Below are 16564 nucleotides of genomic sequence, written 5' to 3' on the forward strand. Positions count from 1 at the left end.
GGCTAACTTGCGGCCGCTTCTCTATCGTTAAATCCACGGTTCTCACACTGTCTATATTGACGTCCATATAGACAGAACATCCAGTTCGCCTCACTTCTCAGCAAGGCGGCCCACCTCGGATGCGTACGTTTGGACCTCTACCACATAGGCCATCAGCGGGACCGCAAGAATCGAGCCGCCGCCGCCAAACAGGCCGAGGGCCAGTCCGACAAGCCGCCGGAAAAGGCGCCGAGCGCATACAGGAATGGTTCGAGGATCATCTTGTAGTGGCCTGGCCGGCCTTTTCAGTTGAGCTGTCGTGGTGCTTCTGGTTCCGGCATCTCTGGCGATCTATCGCTTCGATGCGATTATCGCGGTGCCAGGGTAAGGCGAGCGAAGGCGAAGCGATAAATGGTCATTCCTGTGAGCATCGCGCCAACAAAAAGACCTACTTGCCATCGACCCATCGTCAGAGCGGCAATCGCAGGACCGGGGCAGAGCCCGACCAAGCCCCAGCCGATCCCGAAAAGCGCGGCGCCTACTACAAGCCGGGCATCCGCTACCCCCTTCGCGGGCACATGGAACTGGTCGTCGAAGAGCGGGGCCTGCCATCGGTCGCGGACAAAGTAGGCAAGAGTTGAAGGTATGAGGGCGCCGCCCATGACGAAAGCCAGCGATGGATCCCAATCGCCGGCGATATCGAGAAAAGCGAGCACGCGGGCAGGGTTGATCATGTCGGAAACAACAAGGCCCGCACCGAATAGCATGCCGCAGACGATGGTCGCAAATACTCTTGTGAACATTAGGCGATTGCTCCCGAGAAAAGACGCACGATGAACACGGTGGCTGCTGCAACCGCCATGAAGGTCAATGTCGCAACGATCGAGCGTGGCGACAGTCGCGCCAGTCCGCAGACGCCGTGGCCGCTGGTGCAGCCCGAACCAAGGCGTGTGCCGAAGCCGACCAGCAGGCCGCCGACAAGGAGGAGGGGTACAGATGAGGTTACTTCGATGTTGGGCTCTCGGACGAAGGTCGAAGCGACTAAGGCGCCGCCGAGGATACCTCCGAGAAATCCCAGGCCTAGCTTGCTGAAGCCTGCCCCCGTCAGGCCGGTTGCTGCCGCGGCAAGGCCAGATATCCCGGCGATCCTCCCGGTTGTCAGAAGGTACAGTCCCGCGGACAGTCCGATGAGAAGGCCGCCCATCAGTGGCCACAGATAGTTGATGTCGTTCATCTTGCTCACAACACGTTCAATGGGATTTTGAGGTATCGCACACCGTTGACTTCTGCCGGCGGAAGCTGACCTGCGCGCATATTGACTTGCACCGAAGGCAAAATAAGCTTCGGCATCGCAAGCGTTGCGTCGCGTTCAGTGCGCATCTTGTAGAATTCATCCTCGCTGACGCCATCATGCACATGGATGTTGACGGCACGTTGGGCGCCAACCGTCGTCTCCCAAGCATAGTGCTCGCGGTCAGGTGTCTTGTAGTCGTGGCAGAGGTACATGCGAGCTTCGCCGGGCAGTTCCATGAGGCGCCTTATCGATCGGTAAAGTTGACGCGCGTCGCCCCCAGGAAAGTCGCAGCGCGCCGTTCCGTAGTCCGGCATGAATAGTGTATCTCCCGGAAAGACGGCGTCGCCAACAACATAGGCGAGGCAGGCCGGCGTATGACCAGGCACATGCAACACCGTTGCATCCAATTCGCCAATCTTGAAGCGATCGCCATCATTGAAGAGTTGGTCGAACTGGCTGCCATCGCGCGCAAATTCCGTGCCCGCGTTGAAAATCTTGCCAAAGACTTCCTGGACACGAATAATTTCATGTCCGATGGCAAGTTGCCCACCGACTTCGGCTTGGAGGAGAGGGGCGGCTGAAAGGTGATCGGCGTGCGCATGGGTTTCCAGCAGCCATCGAACCTCAAGACCTTTGGATTTTACGTAGTCAACAACTGGCCCAGTCGAATTGCCGGACGTGTGGCCAGAGGCGGCGTCGTAGTCAAGCACACTGTCTATGATCGCGCAGGCATTCGATTTCGGATCCTGCACGACATGGCTCACCGTGTAGGTCTGGGCGTCAAAAAAAGACTTTACAACCGGGCGCCTCGCGGGATCGTTCAGCGCATTCTCGATGAGTGTGCGGGCATACAGCAAGGGGTGGTCCGTAACGGAGCGGGTCATTGAACCTTCATCCTTTTTCTTTGAGTTATTTCATATATACATAATTACAGTAATAATTCAATTATGCATCGTCTGGATTCGGAGCCGGGTACCGGCTATCAAGGGTCAGGCGGCCGCGAGCAGGACATCGATATGACTGAGACGACACTTCATCCCATTTCGTTTGCGCGCCTCAATGCCTTAGCGCCCGATTTTGCGGCGCGTTCGACTGAGGGACCCATCACGCTGTCGTCCTATCGGGGGCGGTGGGTACTCTTTTTTGCCCATCCCGCGAACTTCACGCCGGTCTGTACGAGCGAATTTCTAGCGCTTGCGCGGGCGTTGCCGGAGTTCGAGAAGCTCGACTGCGCGCTGTTGGGGGTTTCCGTCGACAGCCTCTACTCCCACATCGCCTGGATCCGCGACATCAAGGAGCGCTTCGGAGTAATGGTGACGTTTCCGCTCATCGAAGATCCATCAATGGCGATCGCAAAAGCCTATGGAATGATTGACAGTACTTCTGAAAACAGTGCTGCTGTCAGGGCGACGTACGTGATTGACCCGGAGGGCATTATCCGCGCCATTGTCTGGTATCCGATGAATGTAGGTCGTTCAGTGGACGAACTGTTACGTCTAGTTACCGCAATCCAGACGGCAGAAAGAGAAAATGCGTTGACGCCGCAGGGGTGGCTCGTAGGTGATCCTCTCCTCGAGCACGCGCCCACGATTGACCTCGACGAAGCGGTGCTGCGTCCGGGCGAAAGTTGGTATTTTCGCGAGAGGCGCACATGAGTATCGAAGCGGGAACTCCAATCGAAGTGCTCACCGCTAAGGCGCCAGAAGCTGCCGAGTTCATGAGGTACTTCAGCAATGCCAACCGGCTGATGTTGCTATGCCACATCACCCAGCGGGAATCCTCCGTAAGCGACATTCAGGAAGCGCTGGGCATCAAGCAGCCGGCCCTTTCGCAACAACTCGCCGAATTGCGACAAGCAGGTCTCGTCAAAACACGACGAGAGTCTCGTCAGATCTACTACTCGATCGCCGACGGCCGCGCCCAAGCTGTAATGAAGCTGCTCTTCAGGCTGTTTTGCGATCCGGGAAAAGATCTCACGGACGAGCCGGCCATTCGAACCGCCGCTGATCCCCCCTCGGAGCCAGCCGGCTTCGCGCGGGACGATGCCGCCCATTTCGCCCGGATCGTGTCGTCGGATTAGCTTCGGCGCCGCCAATTCGTCCTTGAGCGACCTGTCGGTATTTTCGCTTTCGCGCATCAGCGCTGCGCGCGTCGAAATCATCAGATCTTTAGAACATCAGAACATCACTCTCGGATGAGTGCGAGGCGTCGGCATAATGGGACAAAGGCAGAAGATGTCCATCCTGACTGAGTTTCGAGTTCAGTTGATGCAGCGCAAGGAACACGCTCGGTTCTGGAGGTAGTTTGTTGCGTCTCGAATGATTGCAGGTGCGTGCCAACGCGGGAAGTGAAACCACGTCTGTTGGCGCAGATCTCCTGCATTTGAAAGGAGAACGCACATGACCACGGTAAAACTCGCACATGTGGCGATTGCCATCACGCTCTTATCCAGCAGCCCCACGCTATCCTTCGCCCAGCAGGCCCCGGCCGAGAAGCAGGATGAACAACCTGGCTACTCCGAGATGATGCCGGGTGCGATGATGGGGGCGCGGCGATACGGCATGATGGGTGGCATGCGGCAGGGCATGATGCAAGGGCACATGATGAAGATCATGTTTGCCGTTGCCGATGTCGATGGCGACGGTGCGCTTTCGTTCGAAGAAGTAACCACGATCAATAAGCGAATCTTCGACAAGGTCGATGCAAACGACGACGGCAAGGTAACGCCCGAGGAGATGCAGGGTTTCATGCGCGATCAGTAAAGAAAAAATCAGCAGCGCCGTCCGGACCGCGCGCTGTCGAGTCAATCGAACTGGTGAGGGCAGCGTCTCGAGGCGCTGCGAAGTGAGCTTACTGACCGCTATCGGGGTCTACCTGTCCCTCTGCACGTTTCCGGCCAGTGATCATCGCGCGAACAAGATTTTCTTTGTGTTCGATGCTTGCAAACAACACACCCGCCATGTGAAGACCGACCAGGCCAAGGGTGAGGTTGACCAGCATCTCATGTGCCTCCTCGACCCATTCCACACCCCAGTACGCGTCGGTGGTCATCATGTAACCGGTTGCGGCAACACTGGAAATCGCAATGAGAAGGGCTAGTACCATTTGACCTCCCGCCGGGTTGTGACCGAGATAGCGCTTTGCCCGCAGGGCCATGCTGTCTCGCAGAAAGCTGAGCGTCGCGCGAGGGCCGTAGACAAAGTCGGAGAAACGGGCGTGGCGCGTGCCCACCAATCCCCAGATGACGCGCACGACCACGAGGCCGATGATCACGTATCCCGATAAGGTGTGCGCTCTTTTCCATTCATCGCCTGTCAAATAGGAAAAGGCGAATAGCCCCACCAAACCCCAATGAAACACGCGCACCAAGGGATCCCAAACGGTGACTTTCGGCGGCGAGCCAAAGCTCGCCGCATTAGAATTCAAGGCACCCATGTCATTCGCTTTCATTTCCGACGGCGCTGCCGGTCTCGGGGTTGAAGAGCGCCTCGACCTTGTTGCCCTTGGCGTCGATGGCGTAGACTTCGTAGCAGCTACCCTCCATCTTGACGCGGCGTACGTCGAGGCCGGTGGCTTTCGCCTTGTCCTTGATGCTATTCTCGCTCAGCCATTTGTCTTTCGGTGCCTGGGTGCAGTTCTGGTCTTCCTCAGCGCGAGTGCTGCCAACCGAGACGGCCGTGAGCAGGAGGGTTGCCAGGATGATCGACTTCATTGATTCGTCTCCGTTAAAAAGCCAGGAGCGGTTCTGCTCTTCTGGTCGGCAGAAACCTAGAAAACCCAACCTGACCGTGACCTGATGGCGATTGTCAGCTTCTTGTCATCTTGGCCGGGCTATCCATCAAGGATGCTCAAGTCTTACCTGATCGCCTTGCCGCTCATCTGCCTGAGCATCTTGCTCGGCACAGCACCGGCGCATGCCGATGATCCAAACCGGGAGTTTCCTGAACATGAGGAAGCTTTGCCACGCGACCAGCTCCACGACTTGGTTCAGAAGGGCGAGCTACTTTCCTTGGCGGCATTGAAAGCGCTAACGCTCTCACGGGTGCCGGGCAAATTGATCGATGTCAGTGTCAAGCGCGATGACGGCGCTATTATTTACGAATTGCGGGTTCTGCGCGACGGCGGTCAGGTCACCGAAGTGGAGATCGATGCAACATCAGGCAGGATTATTGAAATCGAGAACGAATAATGCGCTTGCTCCTCGCCGAAGACGATCCCCTTATCGCCCGCGATGTATCTGCCCAACTCACAAAGGCTGGGTTTAACGTCACCCATGAAAAGGATGGCGAGGCCGTGCTGTTTGCGGGTGAGCATGAAGACTTTTCTGCCGTAATCCTCGATCTCGGTCTCCCCAGTCTCGATGGGTTGACGATTTTGAAGCGTTGGCGGGCGAACGGTTGTGAGATGCCTGTGATTATCTTGACGGCCCGTGGCAATTGGGAGGAGCGTGTCGATGGCATCAATGCCGGGGCCGATGATTATCTCTGCAAGCCTTTTCGTATAGCTGAGCTACTTGCCCGCCTCCATGCGGTTCTGCGTAGATATTCTGGACAATCAGGCCCAATCCTGTCCTCAGGTCAGGTGTCGATCGATACCCGGCGACGCCTTGTCATGGTGTACGGGTCGCCCGTTGACGTTACGCCATTGGAATACAAGTGTCTGGCTGTGCTCATGCAGAACCGCGGGCGCGCCACTTCCCAGCTCGAACTGACGGAACAGCTCTATGCCCAGGACTTCGAACGGGAGAGCAACTCTGTTGAGGTTCTGATCGCGCGGTTGAGAAAGAAGCTCGGAAGGGACGCGATCCTGACCAGGAGAGGCTTCGGCTACCAGATCGCGACAGATGAGGTAGCATGAAATCCCTGCAGAGCCGATTCATCGTAACGTCTCTCGTCGCCGTTTCGGTTTCGCTTGCCGCCGCGTCCGGTGTCCTCATCCAGATCTTTGCCGACAGCTACAGCGAGCGTATCCAGAACGAATTGACCGGGCACATCAACCGATTGGCCGCCATTCTCCGCTTCGCTCCGGACGGAAAACTCCAGCCCCCTGAAAGTCCTCCAGACAATCGCTTCTTGCTGCCTTACGGGGGGCTCTATTGGCAAATCAACGACGCCACCGGCGGGGTCGAATTGCGGTCCGTGTCGCTCTTCGACTATGCTCTTCCACTACCCGAGGAGGAGCATCCGGTCGGAGTTATGCACCAATACCGCCTTGCGGGTCCGGACGGTGAGGATGTCTTGGTGCGGGAACGTGTGCTGTCGCTGGCCGCGCCCAACGGTAGTCGACCTATCCGCATTGCCGTGGCAGTAAACGCCGATGAGGTTGATAACGCACGTCGCGCCTTCGCGTTCGATATCCTTCCCTACACCGGTGCGCTGGCCATTCTCCTGGTGGTCATGTCTATCGGCCAACTTTGGATTGGCTTGCGCCCACTCACCAAAATTGGACACGATCTTGACGCTGTTCGCGATCGGCGTGCCAGCCAGCTACCAGGGCCTTATCCGCGCGAACTCCAGCCGCTCGTAAACCAGTTGAACAAGCTGCTGGAGAGTCAGGCCGCGACGATAAAAAGGGCCAGAAGTAGGGCTAGTGACCTTGCCCACGGTCTGAAGACTCCGTTGACCGTTCTCACCAACACCGCCTTCACTCTCCGGGAGAAGGGCGAAGTCGAAATCGCCGACGAGCTCGACCAACTCGCAACGAGGATGCTTTCGCATGTCGAACACGAGCTTGCCCGTGCACGAATTACCCCCAGCGCCGAGCAGCGGAGCGGGGACACACATGTCGCGCGGATCATCGGAGAGACGGTCCACATGTTGGGGCATACGGAGGCAGGTGAGCGTCTCGATTGGACTGTTGATATTCCCGACGAACTCAGGATTCCGATTGATCCTAATGATTTCCGTGAGCTGACGGGAAACCTACTCGAGAATGCGTCCAAGTGGGCTCAGGCCCTCGTGAGCGTACGGGCACAGCGTCAGGCGAGTTCCTGTTGCCTTGTCATCGAGGATGATGGCCCGGGCGTATCTACTGAAATGTTGCCCGAGCTTCCGCGCCGGGGCGTCCGTCTAGACCATCAGAAGCCGGGGGCCGGACTAGGTCTCGCGATCGTTTCGGAAATCGCCGCCGTCTACGATCTGAAACTTGTTTTGGAGAACCGCAAAGCAGGTGGCTTTCGCGCCGTGGTCGTCTTTCCGAATGCATGCGACACCCAATAATTGCCCCCTGCTGCTAAATAGCGGAGGCCATGCCTGCGGGCATTAGAAGAGAGTAATTACTGCCGGGAATGCTTATCGAGGTATTCATCGACACGGGAGCGCGAACCTTCGTGGAGTATCCGGCAAAGCCGCGAGCGGATTCATTGAGCTGCACATTCGTCGAAGAACAGTCGGATCGGCTCAGAGGCAATACGATGTAGGCCGCTGACTCGCGATCATAGATACGTGGCGCAATTCGATTAATTCGAAATGCTGATAACGGGTTATGCTGATTCCTCTTCAGTCGCGGGCGAGCGCCTTGGTCGTCGGCAGTGGGCTCGGTGTGCTTTCGAAGCTCAGCTTTGGCGCCGAGGCACTGCCGGAGGGGACCATTGCCATTCAGGCGCTCGAAGCCCTACCCGGCAAGGTTCCTCTCATCAGGAAAACGATTCGACCGCCCAATTTTGAGACCCCAATCAGTTATTTTAACGAAGCCTTCACGCCCAACAACGCCTTCTTCATCCGCTATCATTTGTTCGATATCCCGGAAGTTGACGCTGCGTCGTGGAAAGATCGGTGGGCCCGCAGCGCGGCAGCAGGTCGAGTTCACACTTGACGACCTGACGAAAGGTTTCGAACGGGTCGAGATCGCGGCCGTGTGCCAATGTTCAGGAAATCGCCGTGGGTTCTCAGAGCCGCACGTGCCTGGCGTGGAGTGGGGGCTCGGGCGCGATGGGGAACGCCAAATGGGCTGGCGTTCGCCTGAAGGACCTGCTGGACAAGGCAGGTCTTTCAGAGAACGTGATCGAGATAGCTTTCAACGGTGCTGACGGGCCGGTCCATGACAAGACGCCCGATCTTGTAAAAAGTCTGCCGGTCTGGAAAGCGAATACGCTGATCGCCTAGTCTTGCCGCATTGGAACGGATTTCCAGCGCGGCTGGTGGTGCTAGGCTGGACTGGCACCTACTGAGTGAAGCATCTGATCGAGATCTAAGCACACGCGGAGCCATTGAAGTCGTTTCGGATGAATCCAGCTTACCGGATTCCACGATCGCTCTTTCCCGTCGTCGAGCGCTTTACCAGCCAGGAGACACCAAGTTCCGTCAACACGCCCATCACCGAGATGGTGGTAAACTCGATGATCACCAACCTGGAGGAGGGGGCGGAGGTCAAGGCGGGCCAGCCGATCGATCTTAAGGGCCTCGCGTGGGATGGCGGCTACGGCATCGTTGAAGTCGCCGTCTCCGTCGATGCTGGGGGGACTTGGACATCGACGCAATTGGGCAAAGACATCGGCCATTTTTCATGGCGGCAATGAACGCATCGGCTCGCCGCGCAGCGCGCTGGCACCGTCACCGTCATGGTTCGCGCCCGCAACAAGCTGGGACAAACGCAGGTCGACGCCTTGCTATTCAACGGGGCCGGATACCACAACAATGTCGTGCAGACGCTCGGCTTAAAGGTTGTTTGAGGAGGCCGTCATGCACATTTCAAGGAAATTGCTTCAGATGGCCGGCATCCTGGTCGCTCTGTCATTGGAGGCAAAGGCCAATGGCCCCGAGTTCCAATTGGCGCCAGGCGCAAACTTCGAGGTTGTAGAGGAGCATGGCGCCGCCTGCCACAGCTTGGATTATGTGCAGATGAACTCGCCTTTGCTGGACGAAAAGGGCTGGCGCGTCGAAGTCACCAAGATGGTGAATGCGGAGCGCCGATCGGGGCGGCCGATCAGCAGAAGATCGTGGAATACCTGTCGGCCAGTTACGGCAAGAAGTGAATTACCCACTTGCCGCTGCGCACGTGTTGCCGGTCCTCTTCGCGCGGGCAGAGCGCGTAGCCATCATTGCACATTAGACAAGTGAGCGCCGGTCCAGTCGACAATTTGGCGCATATTCATAGGGCCTGATGTCCGGGCCAGTTCTCGACCGCCTTGGAAAAGGACTAACGTCGGAATACCTCGGATGCCGAGCTCTGCGGCGACCTGCTGATGCTCCTCGGAATTGAGCTTCACTACGCGTATGCCCGGCTCGAGTATTTTCGCAGCCTCCGCATAGGCAGGGGCCATCATCCGGCAGGGACCGCACCACGGCGCCCAGACATCAACAAGAACGGGGATGTCGCTGCGACTGATCTGCCGCGCGAACATCTCCGCGTTGGCGTCCACCGGACGTCCGTCGAACAACACTTGCTTGCAGACGCCGCACTTACCCGACCCCGCATCACGGTTTGCCGCCAGCCGGTTCACCGCAGTACAATGAGGACATACAACGTGTTTGACCGCACTCACATCAAATTCCTTTGCTGCGCACGAAATTCCCAAGGCCTCATCAGGCTATCCTTGTCAGTATCGGCCGCTTCGAAGCGGGCCTTGCCGGCCGCCATGAACTCCATCTTGCTGATCTTGCCGTTCTTGTCGTCGTCCATTTCACCGAACCGGGTATTCTTGCGTTCTTGCTTTTGCCGTGCTGCAGTGAGGTCTCCTCCGGGTCCCATGCGCACGCTCATACGTTCGTCCTCGGTCAACTCACCGTCGTCATCACCGTCCATCGCGGCGAACACCGATTCCACCTCGGCGGCGGCTTCGTCATCGCTGATCATGCCGTCGTCATTGGTATAGCGCCGAGACGTTGCATCATTCCAGGGCCAGGACCCTGTCGCCAACCCCATCGCGGTCCGAAGTCGTCATCGGCAAGCGCCTGCCCTGGCCACATCCCAAGGGCATCACTACCAGAATGGAGGCCTTGTACATCGCTGTGCTCCGGCTCGATGAAACTCAATGCTAAGTCGCTGACCGCCATTCGTCATTGATCGACATCAACGGTGAACCGAGGCCTCTGGCCGACAACGAATGGCGCTGGTTTTCTTGCGCTGTTATGATAAGTGCAGTGACCGTTCAAAGTCCGTCAACGACGCTCTCCAGCATCGATCGCACCCGCTTGGCGGTCTCCAAAAGCGTTGGATTGCCGATCGCCTGCATTGAGGCGAGAGGATCAATGGCGGCGACCTCTATCTCGCCGCCACCAGTATCCTGTATGATGACGTTGCACGGCAGCATAGTCCCGACCTTATCCTCGATGTTGAGCGCCTCATAGGCCATGCGCGGATTGCAAGCGCCAAGGATTCGATAAGGACGGAAGTCCACGTCAATCTTCTTCTTGAGCGTCTCCTTGACGTCGATTTCGGAGATGATGCCAAAGCCAGCGGCCTTCAACGCTTCCATCGTTCTATTCACGGCCTCGTCAAAATCGCACGACAATGTTTTTGCGAAATAGTAGCTCATTGGACTTCCTTTCGTCGGTTTCGTCGGTGCATTTCAGCCCGGTTCAGCAACGGTTGAACGACTGAAGTATGCACGCTTTGGGACGCGTGCGGATCAAGCCGCAGCAATCTGGCCAACGCCCCTATGGATCATGTAGCCCGCGACCACGAAGATCAGTGAGGTGAACAGTCTATTGAGCACGCCGTTCCTGGCGGAAAGATGTGCTGCGACGAATGCGCCGAATGCTTCGCCCGCGACACCGCCGAGGATGAAGCCCCTGCCAGTACCGCGACCACGCCACCGAGTTCGGCCTGCAGAAGCGGAGCTGCGGACAGATGATCCGATGGGCGCGCGTCTCCGGAAGCCATTGCACTTCGAGATTATCGGATTTTACGCAATGAGCGCTCGTGCCGGGTCATTTATTGTTCGCCCGGAGGCGGGTAGATCGGGATCATAGACGGTGTCACCTGTCGAATTCGCGCGACGACCCAGTCCCTGCTTCAACCGAGTGGTCCGCGAACGAACTGTATTTTCCAAACTTCTGTTAAAGACGCCCCTTGGTCTTACAGGTGCTGCAGTCCTGCCACCGATGAGTTTTCCGGCTCTGTGCGCAAGAGATTGGGCCAAGGGCTATGTTGATCTTCGTTGACCGTCTCCGCCGGCGACGTATTGATCGGGACCGGGGTCGCCTGTGTTGTTGCTTTCGGGAGTGGAGGCGTCCTTCTGGTTCATCTCGCTTCGTATCAGCCAAAGACCCGGCACCATGGGCAACCATAGTGTGAAGCCACGCAGGATCAGCGTGGCGGCAAGGCTGCCTTCGATACCGCTTCCCATGATGTGGAGCAGGGCTGTACAGGTCCCCTCGAAGGTGCCAAGGCCAAGGGGAACTAGCGAGAGCGTTGCCACCGCAGATGCCAGCACGAAGCTCAAGAAGGCACTGATGAGATCGACCGTGAGGCCGACCGAGCGAGCGGCGATCCAGAGGGTCGCCGCGTCCAGCAAAAATATGCCGATCTGAAAGGAGAATGCTTCAAGGACAAGTCTCCCATCGCGAAGCATGTCAGTATGGGCGCTGCCGAGTATAGCGGCCAGCTTTGCCGCCGGCGCCCACCCTAGTGCCGTTTTCGGAACAATTCGCCCCTGCCGCCGGATCAGTAGGAACGCTGTCCCCGCCAGAGCAAGCAGAACGATGCTGAATGCTGTCGCAAGGGGAAGCCAGGCCGCGCCAAGATCACCGCTGTGCCACAAGATCACGAAGGCTAAAAGGCCGACCATCAGGTAGCTCGCGTAGTATGAAAACCCACCGACCAAAAGTGATGTCGTAACAAGCGAAGAGGATACTCCGCGCTGAGCGAGCCCACGCGCAACGATTGCTGCGCCACTCAGTCCGCCAGAGGGAAGCGCCTGATTGGCAAAGAGTTGGACGACCGCGAGCCTGAACAGACCAGCGAAAGGCTGCCTCACTTTAGCGCGTGAAAGCACGCGGAACCACACTGCTGCGGCGCAAGCGTAAGTGGCGCCCTGACAAGCGGCGGCCGCGGCAAGCCAGATTGGGTCGGCGGATCTCAGGGTGGACAGAAAAACCGCAACATCGCCGAAATGAAGAGTGAAGCTGATGAAGACGCCCAGAATCAAAATGCCGGAAAGCCAACCGGCAACGAGACCGATTCCACCTGGCTCAACATCAGCAAGTCCAGGCAGTGGTTCAGAATTTCCTTGCCTCTCAACCGACGTCGCTGCGTCTTGGCGGCGTTGCCCCACGCTCGTATCGCTCAAGTCAACTCCCCCCAGGTCATGAGGTTTTCCCGTAGCCGCGTCTGTTTCTCCTTGCGGGTCAGCACCGCGAGGTCGAGGGACTCCGCTGTTTCTCGGGCGGGCCGCAGGGCTGCACCGCCTTTAGGATTAGCGCGGGCGTTCTGGAATATCGTCCTGGCTGCATCACCCGCCTTTTCAGATGCATCGATGTTGATGGTCCATCTTCTGCTCATCACGGATATCCTCCGTTCCTGTTTGCAGGAGGTCGCCTCTTTTTTCACTTCAGCGGCGATAAAGTTGCTGGTTTCGACCCTATGACCAGCGTCAAGCCGCGGATACATGCGTGCCGTCGCGATCAACGCGGCGAAGACGGAAAAGAGAACGATCAGGTCGACTGGACAGGGAGCCGCACAACAACTTGCTTGGCGGCCTGCATTGGGTCAGAGCCCAAAGGGATACGTCTCATCCTCTCCGGTGGTCACCTGTGTCGGCAAAGGGATCACCGCGCTCGTCTTGTCGAGCCACACGAAGGCATCGTACTGGTCAGACAGCGACGCGAAACTATAATGGCTCCATCGCTCCGTTTCAGGCCGGTAGATGACGCCAATATAGCGCTCGAGCCGTGGCTCAGCCATGGCGCGGCGGAGATCGTCGTGTACCCCGACGCGTAGATCAAGGAGGAAGCGTTCCGTCCCTATGTCATGGCACAAGGCCTCGTAGCTATCCGGGCGAGACGGCCGTACCGCCTTGATCTCCATCGGCGCATCCCATTCCGAGGCTGCAGCGACAGTACCGGTATGTGTGCCAAAGCCGATCAGGGCAGCATCGCCTCCAAAAGCTTGTCTGCATAACTGGCCAATATTCAGTTCACCTCGCTCTGACCCCATCTCGGTGAACCGCGCATCGCCGATATGGGAATTGTGTGCCCAGACAACGGCCTTTGTCTTTGAGCCTGCCTGCTTAAGGATATTCTGCAAAGTGTCGAACATGTGCCGGTCCCGCAGATTCCACGATTCATGCGCGCCGTAATACATCGCTCGATAATAGAGTTCCGCATCGGCCACAAGACGGGCATTCTGTGAAGCGTCGAAGAAGTCCGCGCCGTCCCTTTCTGAATACTGGAGCTCCTTTAGCAGCAGATCAATCAGAATGCGCATCACCGCTTGCTCGCATAGTGCATAGCCTTCCGTTAACGATGCGCGTCCATAGGCTGCGGGCTCCCGCGACCACGGTGACAGGCATGCATAGCGACGACGCGCCAACTCGGCGGCCTGCGGATCGACGCGGTCGAGGTAGGCGAGCACTGCGGAGATCGATGCCGTCATGTTGTAGAGGTCGAGACCGTAAAAGCCAACCTTGTCCTCAGGGCGTGTCGTCGCGTTGTGGTCGCGCAGAAAGCTGATGAAGGCGTCCACATCCTTGTTGCGCCACATCCAAGTCGGGAAGCGGCTAAATGGTGTTGAGCTCATGGGTCGATGAGGGCTTTGCCGCACATAGCGGTTAATGACAGCTGCGTCCGGCCAATCGGCCTCCACCGCAATGATCTTAAAGCCATGTCGTTCAATCAGGCGACGTGTGATGGCGGCACGCGCTCGGTAAAACTCCGACGTACCATGGGAGGCCTCGCCGAGCAGGACCACGCGAGCTTCGGCAAACCGGTCGAACGCGGTGGCAAATTCCGGTTCATCCAGCGCAGGCAATGGCTCGGCTGCGGCCCGCATGACAGCCGCCGTGGATACGGGCGGTGTCGCTTCCGTTGCGGCGGGCGTTGCCATGTGGCTGTGGGCTGGCGGCGACAGATAATGCTGGAACCAACCACTCGCCATTTCGGTCACGGCCTCCAGCGCGCCCGGCTCCTCGAACAAATGGGTAGCACCGGCGACAATTCTCAGCAGCTTTTCGCATGTGAGCGCAGCGAGCGCCTTGCCGTTTAGTGTTAGGACCTGCTGGTCGTTGCCGCCTACAATGAGCAGGGTCGGTGCTTTGACCTCTGCCAGACGTGGGCCTGCAAGATCAGGGCGTCCACCGCGCGAGACCACCGCCGCTACGCGGTCTCCAAGTTCCGCCGCAGCCAATAATGCTGCTCCCGCGCCGGTGCTGGCGCCGAAGAGACCCAACGGCAGATCGGCGATATCCGGTTCGGCCCCTATCCAGATCACGCCTTCAAGCAGACGCTCCGCGAGCAATGGGATGTCGAAGACATTTCGGCGGTCGCTTGCCTCATCCGCCGTCAGCAGATCCACAAGAAGAGTTGCAAAGCCCTCGGCATTCAGTCGGTCGGCAACGTCGATGTTTCGCGGGCTGAGACGGCTCGAGCCACTGCCGTGAGCAAACAGGATGATGCCCCGCGGGTCCGCCGGGACGCATAAATCGCCGGCCAGTCCAAGCGGCGGGATAGTAATCTTCCGTCTGTCGAGATCATGCGCTGTGCCACCATCTTCACCCCACCCTTGCCGCAGCAATCCGATTGTCTCTTCATCGGTGAGCTGATGAAAATCGCTGTAAAACGAGCCAACGCCTGGGAAATCAGGAGCGGGATGCAGGCATATGACAATGTCCGCGTGCTCCCCCATTTCCGCGAGTGTTTCTTCCGGCGCAACGGGAATGGCGAGAATAATCTTGGCGGCGCCTTGTCTCTTTATCGCGATGAGCGCTGCCTTCGCTGTAGCCCCCGTGGCAAGACCGTCATCGACGACGATGGCAGTGTGCCCGGCCGGCTCCAGTCGCCCACGGCTCCCAAGATACAGGGCGCGGCGTCGCTCAAGCTCGGCAAGCTCGCGCTGACGCGCACGATCGAGATAGGCGTCATTGGCGCCAGTCGCCCGTCGCACGTCTTCGTTGATGACGGTCTGAGGACTTTTGCCTTCGACAACGGCTCCGACCGCCACTTCGGGCGCACCCGGCGCGCCGATCTTGCGCACCAGAACAAGATCGAGAGGTGCGTGAAGCGACCGCGCAATCTCCAAGGCTACCGGCACGCCACCGCGCGGCAAGGCGTAAACGACCGGACGATCAGGCATCATCGCAGCCACTCGGGCCGCTAACTGCCGGCCCGCATCAGTTCTGTCCAGAAATTTAAAATACCTCTCCATAACAACAGCATGGATCATTGGAGATTTGGTTCATTGATGAAGATCAAACCCTCATGGGCCTATGATCAATAAGCGTGCTAATCGTGAAGCTAGATTGGCGACAGCAAAAGGTTTCCTTAACTTCTATGGTCTCATAGCCAGCGTACATCATGGCCCGCGACGACATCTTCGCGTCGGCAGAGGTCACCTCCCGTTACCATAACAGCTGCCGCGCTCATGGTGACACCGAACCGAAATGCCTCGACCGATCCACATGGTGGCCATGGATTGCGACTTGAAGCTGGACCTATGCATGCGGATCGCGTGCACGGGCGATGGCTTTCATGAACTCGGCAGGACTCAAAACGGTCAATCGGCTGCGCGATGCACTTTGAGTCCCAAGCCTCAGGTTGCAACGCGGGAGTTGAGCGGCATGGTCGGGCCAGATGGAGTAGCCATGCCAGGTAACTCCGAGAGATCGAATGTTCGCTGGGTCATCAGCGCTTGCCATAACGCCTTGATACTTCTTTTCGTCGTGCCGTGAATGTAGAGACCACCCATGTGATCAAACGCGAAGAGTTCTGCATTCGCGTTGCCCAAGACAGTTTGAAAAGCGTCCCTGATCTTTACGAGGGATGCGGAGAGATGCTCTGCGTCTGCGAGGCGCGTATGGCGAAGAATGTCGGCGATGGCTATCCTGCGCAGCCTCTGTTGTCCTAGTCGGTCGCTTGGACTGTCACGCCCTAACTCGAAGAAAATTTGGCAGGTAATATAGTCATTGCGTATCTGTTCCAGGACGAGGCCAGCCTCTTTGAAACCGCATTCGGTTAAAGATATTTCGGCTTCCTTTTCGTCTGCGCCTACTGGTTGCAGCCCTATATCCAATTCCTCAAGAAGGATGGTCCTCAACCATTCCTTCACTTCCTGCGGTGCAGATCTAATTTGCGCCTGACTGAGTACCAAGTCGACCATCGCAGCCTCCACTTCTATTTTTAACAATACTCCGTTTTG

The 16564-nt window shown here is 57.8% G+C and carries 22 protein-coding genes; 10 read left to right on the plus strand and 12 right to left on the minus strand.

Annotated features, from left to right (window positions below; translation table 11 throughout):
• Positions 1 to 347: 347 nt before the first annotated feature.
• From ACQ5BM_RS28010 to ACQ5BM_RS28020, 3 genes are read right to left on the minus strand one after another with little or no spacing between them, the layout of a single operon-like run.
• A complete protein-coding gene (locus tag ACQ5BM_RS28010; protein WP_429818362.1) occupies positions 348 to 782 on the minus strand; it encodes a DUF6691 family protein in 435 nt (144 codons plus the stop codon).
• Entirely contained in the window at positions 782 to 1213 is a 432-nt protein-coding gene (locus ACQ5BM_RS28015; protein WP_429818364.1) for a YeeE/YedE family protein, read from the minus strand. Before ACQ5BM_RS28015 ends, ACQ5BM_RS28010 begins: the two co-directional genes overlap by 1 nt.
• A gap of 5 nt (positions 1214 to 1218) precedes the next feature.
• A complete protein-coding gene (locus tag ACQ5BM_RS28020; protein ID WP_429818366.1) occupies positions 1219 to 2157 on the minus strand; it encodes an MBL fold metallo-hydrolase in 939 nt (312 codons plus the stop codon).
• A gap of 132 nt (positions 2158 to 2289) precedes the next feature.
• On the opposite strand from ACQ5BM_RS28020, the gene ACQ5BM_RS28025 reads away from it, so the two are divergent.
• The 3 genes from ACQ5BM_RS28025 (at position 2290) to ACQ5BM_RS28035 (ending at position 4035) form a co-directional block, all read left to right on the plus strand.
• Complete coding sequence (locus tag ACQ5BM_RS28025) at positions 2290 to 2928, plus strand: peroxiredoxin (RefSeq protein WP_429818369.1); 639 nt, start codon at positions 2290 to 2292, stop codon at positions 2926 to 2928.
• Entirely contained in the window at positions 2925 to 3353 is a 429-nt protein-coding gene (locus ACQ5BM_RS28030) for an ArsR/SmtB family transcription factor (RefSeq protein ID WP_429818371.1), read from the plus strand. Before ACQ5BM_RS28025 ends, ACQ5BM_RS28030 begins: the two co-directional genes overlap by 4 nt.
• 319 nt (positions 3354 to 3672) lie before the next feature.
• The gene (locus ACQ5BM_RS28035; RefSeq protein WP_429818373.1) at positions 3673 to 4035 is read left to right on the plus strand and encodes an EF-hand domain-containing protein; all 363 of its coding nucleotides are present in this window, start codon (positions 3673 to 3675) and stop codon (positions 4033 to 4035) included.
• 88 nt (positions 4036 to 4123) lie between these two features.
• Here the strand turns inward: ACQ5BM_RS28035 and ACQ5BM_RS28040 are convergent, their stop codons facing one another.
• A complete protein-coding gene (locus ACQ5BM_RS28040; protein WP_429818375.1) occupies positions 4124 to 4708 on the minus strand; it encodes a cytochrome b/b6 domain-containing protein in 585 nt (194 codons plus the stop codon).
• A gap of 1 nt (position 4709) precedes the next feature.
• On the minus strand, positions 4710 to 4985 hold the full coding sequence (locus tag ACQ5BM_RS28045; protein ID WP_429818377.1) for a PepSY domain-containing protein: 276 nt from the start codon (positions 4983 to 4985) through the stop codon (positions 4710 to 4712).
• 84 nt (positions 4986 to 5069) lie between these two features.
• Between ACQ5BM_RS28045 and ACQ5BM_RS28050 the strand changes: the two genes are divergently transcribed.
• The 7 genes from ACQ5BM_RS28050 to ACQ5BM_RS28080 all read left to right on the plus strand — a co-directional run bounded on the left by ACQ5BM_RS28050 (position 5070) and on the right by ACQ5BM_RS28080 (position 9330).
• Positions 5070 to 5462 carry a PepSY domain-containing protein gene (locus ACQ5BM_RS28050; RefSeq protein WP_429818379.1) on the plus strand — a complete coding sequence of 131 codons (393 nt, stop codon included), beginning with the start codon at positions 5070 to 5072 and terminating at the stop codon, positions 5460 to 5462.
• On the plus strand, positions 5459 to 6130 hold the full coding sequence (locus ACQ5BM_RS28055; protein ID WP_429818679.1) for a response regulator transcription factor: 672 nt from the start codon (positions 5459 to 5461) through the stop codon (positions 6128 to 6130). Before ACQ5BM_RS28050 ends, ACQ5BM_RS28055 begins: the two co-directional genes overlap by 4 nt.
• A complete protein-coding gene (locus ACQ5BM_RS28060) occupies positions 6127 to 7491 on the plus strand; it encodes an ATP-binding protein (protein WP_429818381.1) in 1365 nt (454 codons plus the stop codon). Before ACQ5BM_RS28055 ends, ACQ5BM_RS28060 begins: the two co-directional genes overlap by 4 nt.
• A 265-nt stretch (positions 7492 to 7756) precedes the next feature.
• Complete coding sequence (locus tag ACQ5BM_RS28065; protein ID WP_429818692.1) at positions 7757 to 8086, plus strand: hypothetical protein; 330 nt, start codon at positions 7757 to 7759, stop codon at positions 8084 to 8086.
• Positions 8087 to 8151: 65 nt separating this feature from the next.
• A complete protein-coding gene (locus tag ACQ5BM_RS28070) occupies positions 8152 to 8376 on the plus strand; it encodes a molybdopterin-dependent oxidoreductase (protein WP_429818382.1) in 225 nt (74 codons plus the stop codon).
• 119 nt (positions 8377 to 8495) lie between these two features.
• Positions 8496 to 8789 carry a hypothetical protein gene (locus ACQ5BM_RS28075; protein WP_429818384.1) on the plus strand — a complete coding sequence of 98 codons (294 nt, stop codon included), beginning with the start codon at positions 8496 to 8498 and terminating at the stop codon, positions 8787 to 8789.
• Between the two features lie 163 nt (positions 8790 to 8952).
• Positions 8953 to 9330, plus strand: a complete 378-nt coding sequence (locus ACQ5BM_RS28080) for a hypothetical protein (protein WP_429818385.1) — start codon at positions 8953 to 8955, stop codon at positions 9328 to 9330.
• Here the strand turns inward: ACQ5BM_RS28080 and trxC are convergent.
• From trxC to ACQ5BM_RS28115, 7 genes are all read right to left on the minus strand, one after another.
• Positions 9309 to 9755 carry a thioredoxin TrxC gene (trxC, locus tag ACQ5BM_RS28085; RefSeq protein ID WP_429818386.1) on the minus strand — a complete coding sequence of 149 codons (447 nt, stop codon included), beginning with the start codon at positions 9753 to 9755 and terminating at the stop codon, positions 9309 to 9311. The genes ACQ5BM_RS28080 and trxC overlap by 22 nt on opposite strands.
• The gene (locus tag ACQ5BM_RS28090) at positions 9752 to 10066 is read right to left on the minus strand and encodes a hypothetical protein (protein ID WP_429818388.1); all 315 of its coding nucleotides are present in this window, start codon (positions 10064 to 10066) and stop codon (positions 9752 to 9754) included. Before ACQ5BM_RS28090 ends, trxC begins: the two co-directional genes overlap by 4 nt.
• A 295-nt stretch (positions 10067 to 10361) precedes the next feature.
• A complete protein-coding gene (locus ACQ5BM_RS28095) occupies positions 10362 to 10748 on the minus strand; it encodes a DUF302 domain-containing protein (RefSeq protein WP_429818389.1) in 387 nt (128 codons plus the stop codon).
• A 609-nt stretch (positions 10749 to 11357) separates the two neighbouring features.
• Positions 11358 to 12503: a lysylphosphatidylglycerol synthase transmembrane domain-containing protein gene (locus tag ACQ5BM_RS28100; RefSeq protein WP_429818391.1), complete on the minus strand. Its 1146-nt coding sequence runs from the start codon at positions 12501 to 12503 to the stop codon at positions 11358 to 11360.
• Positions 12500 to 12823 carry a hypothetical protein gene (locus ACQ5BM_RS28105; protein ID WP_429818393.1) on the minus strand — a complete coding sequence of 108 codons (324 nt, stop codon included), beginning with the start codon at positions 12821 to 12823 and terminating at the stop codon, positions 12500 to 12502. The genes ACQ5BM_RS28100 and ACQ5BM_RS28105 overlap by 4 nt, the downstream gene beginning before the upstream one ends.
• A 99-nt stretch (positions 12824 to 12922) precedes the next feature.
• Positions 12923 to 15592 (minus strand): erythromycin esterase family protein, encoded by a 2670-nt coding sequence (locus ACQ5BM_RS28110; protein WP_429818395.1) that lies wholly within the window; start codon positions 15590 to 15592, stop codon positions 12923 to 12925.
• A gap of 366 nt (positions 15593 to 15958) precedes the next feature.
• Positions 15959 to 16525, minus strand: coding sequence for a hypothetical protein (locus tag ACQ5BM_RS28115; protein WP_429818397.1), 567 nt, complete (start codon positions 16523 to 16525; stop codon positions 15959 to 15961).
• Positions 16526 to 16564: the final 39 nt, after the last annotated feature.

Origin of the sequence: Ensifer sp. B1-9 (assembly GCF_050474445.1) — a bacterium.
In the GTDB taxonomy this organism is placed as follows: domain Bacteria; phylum Pseudomonadota; class Alphaproteobacteria; order Rhizobiales; family Rhizobiaceae; genus Ensifer.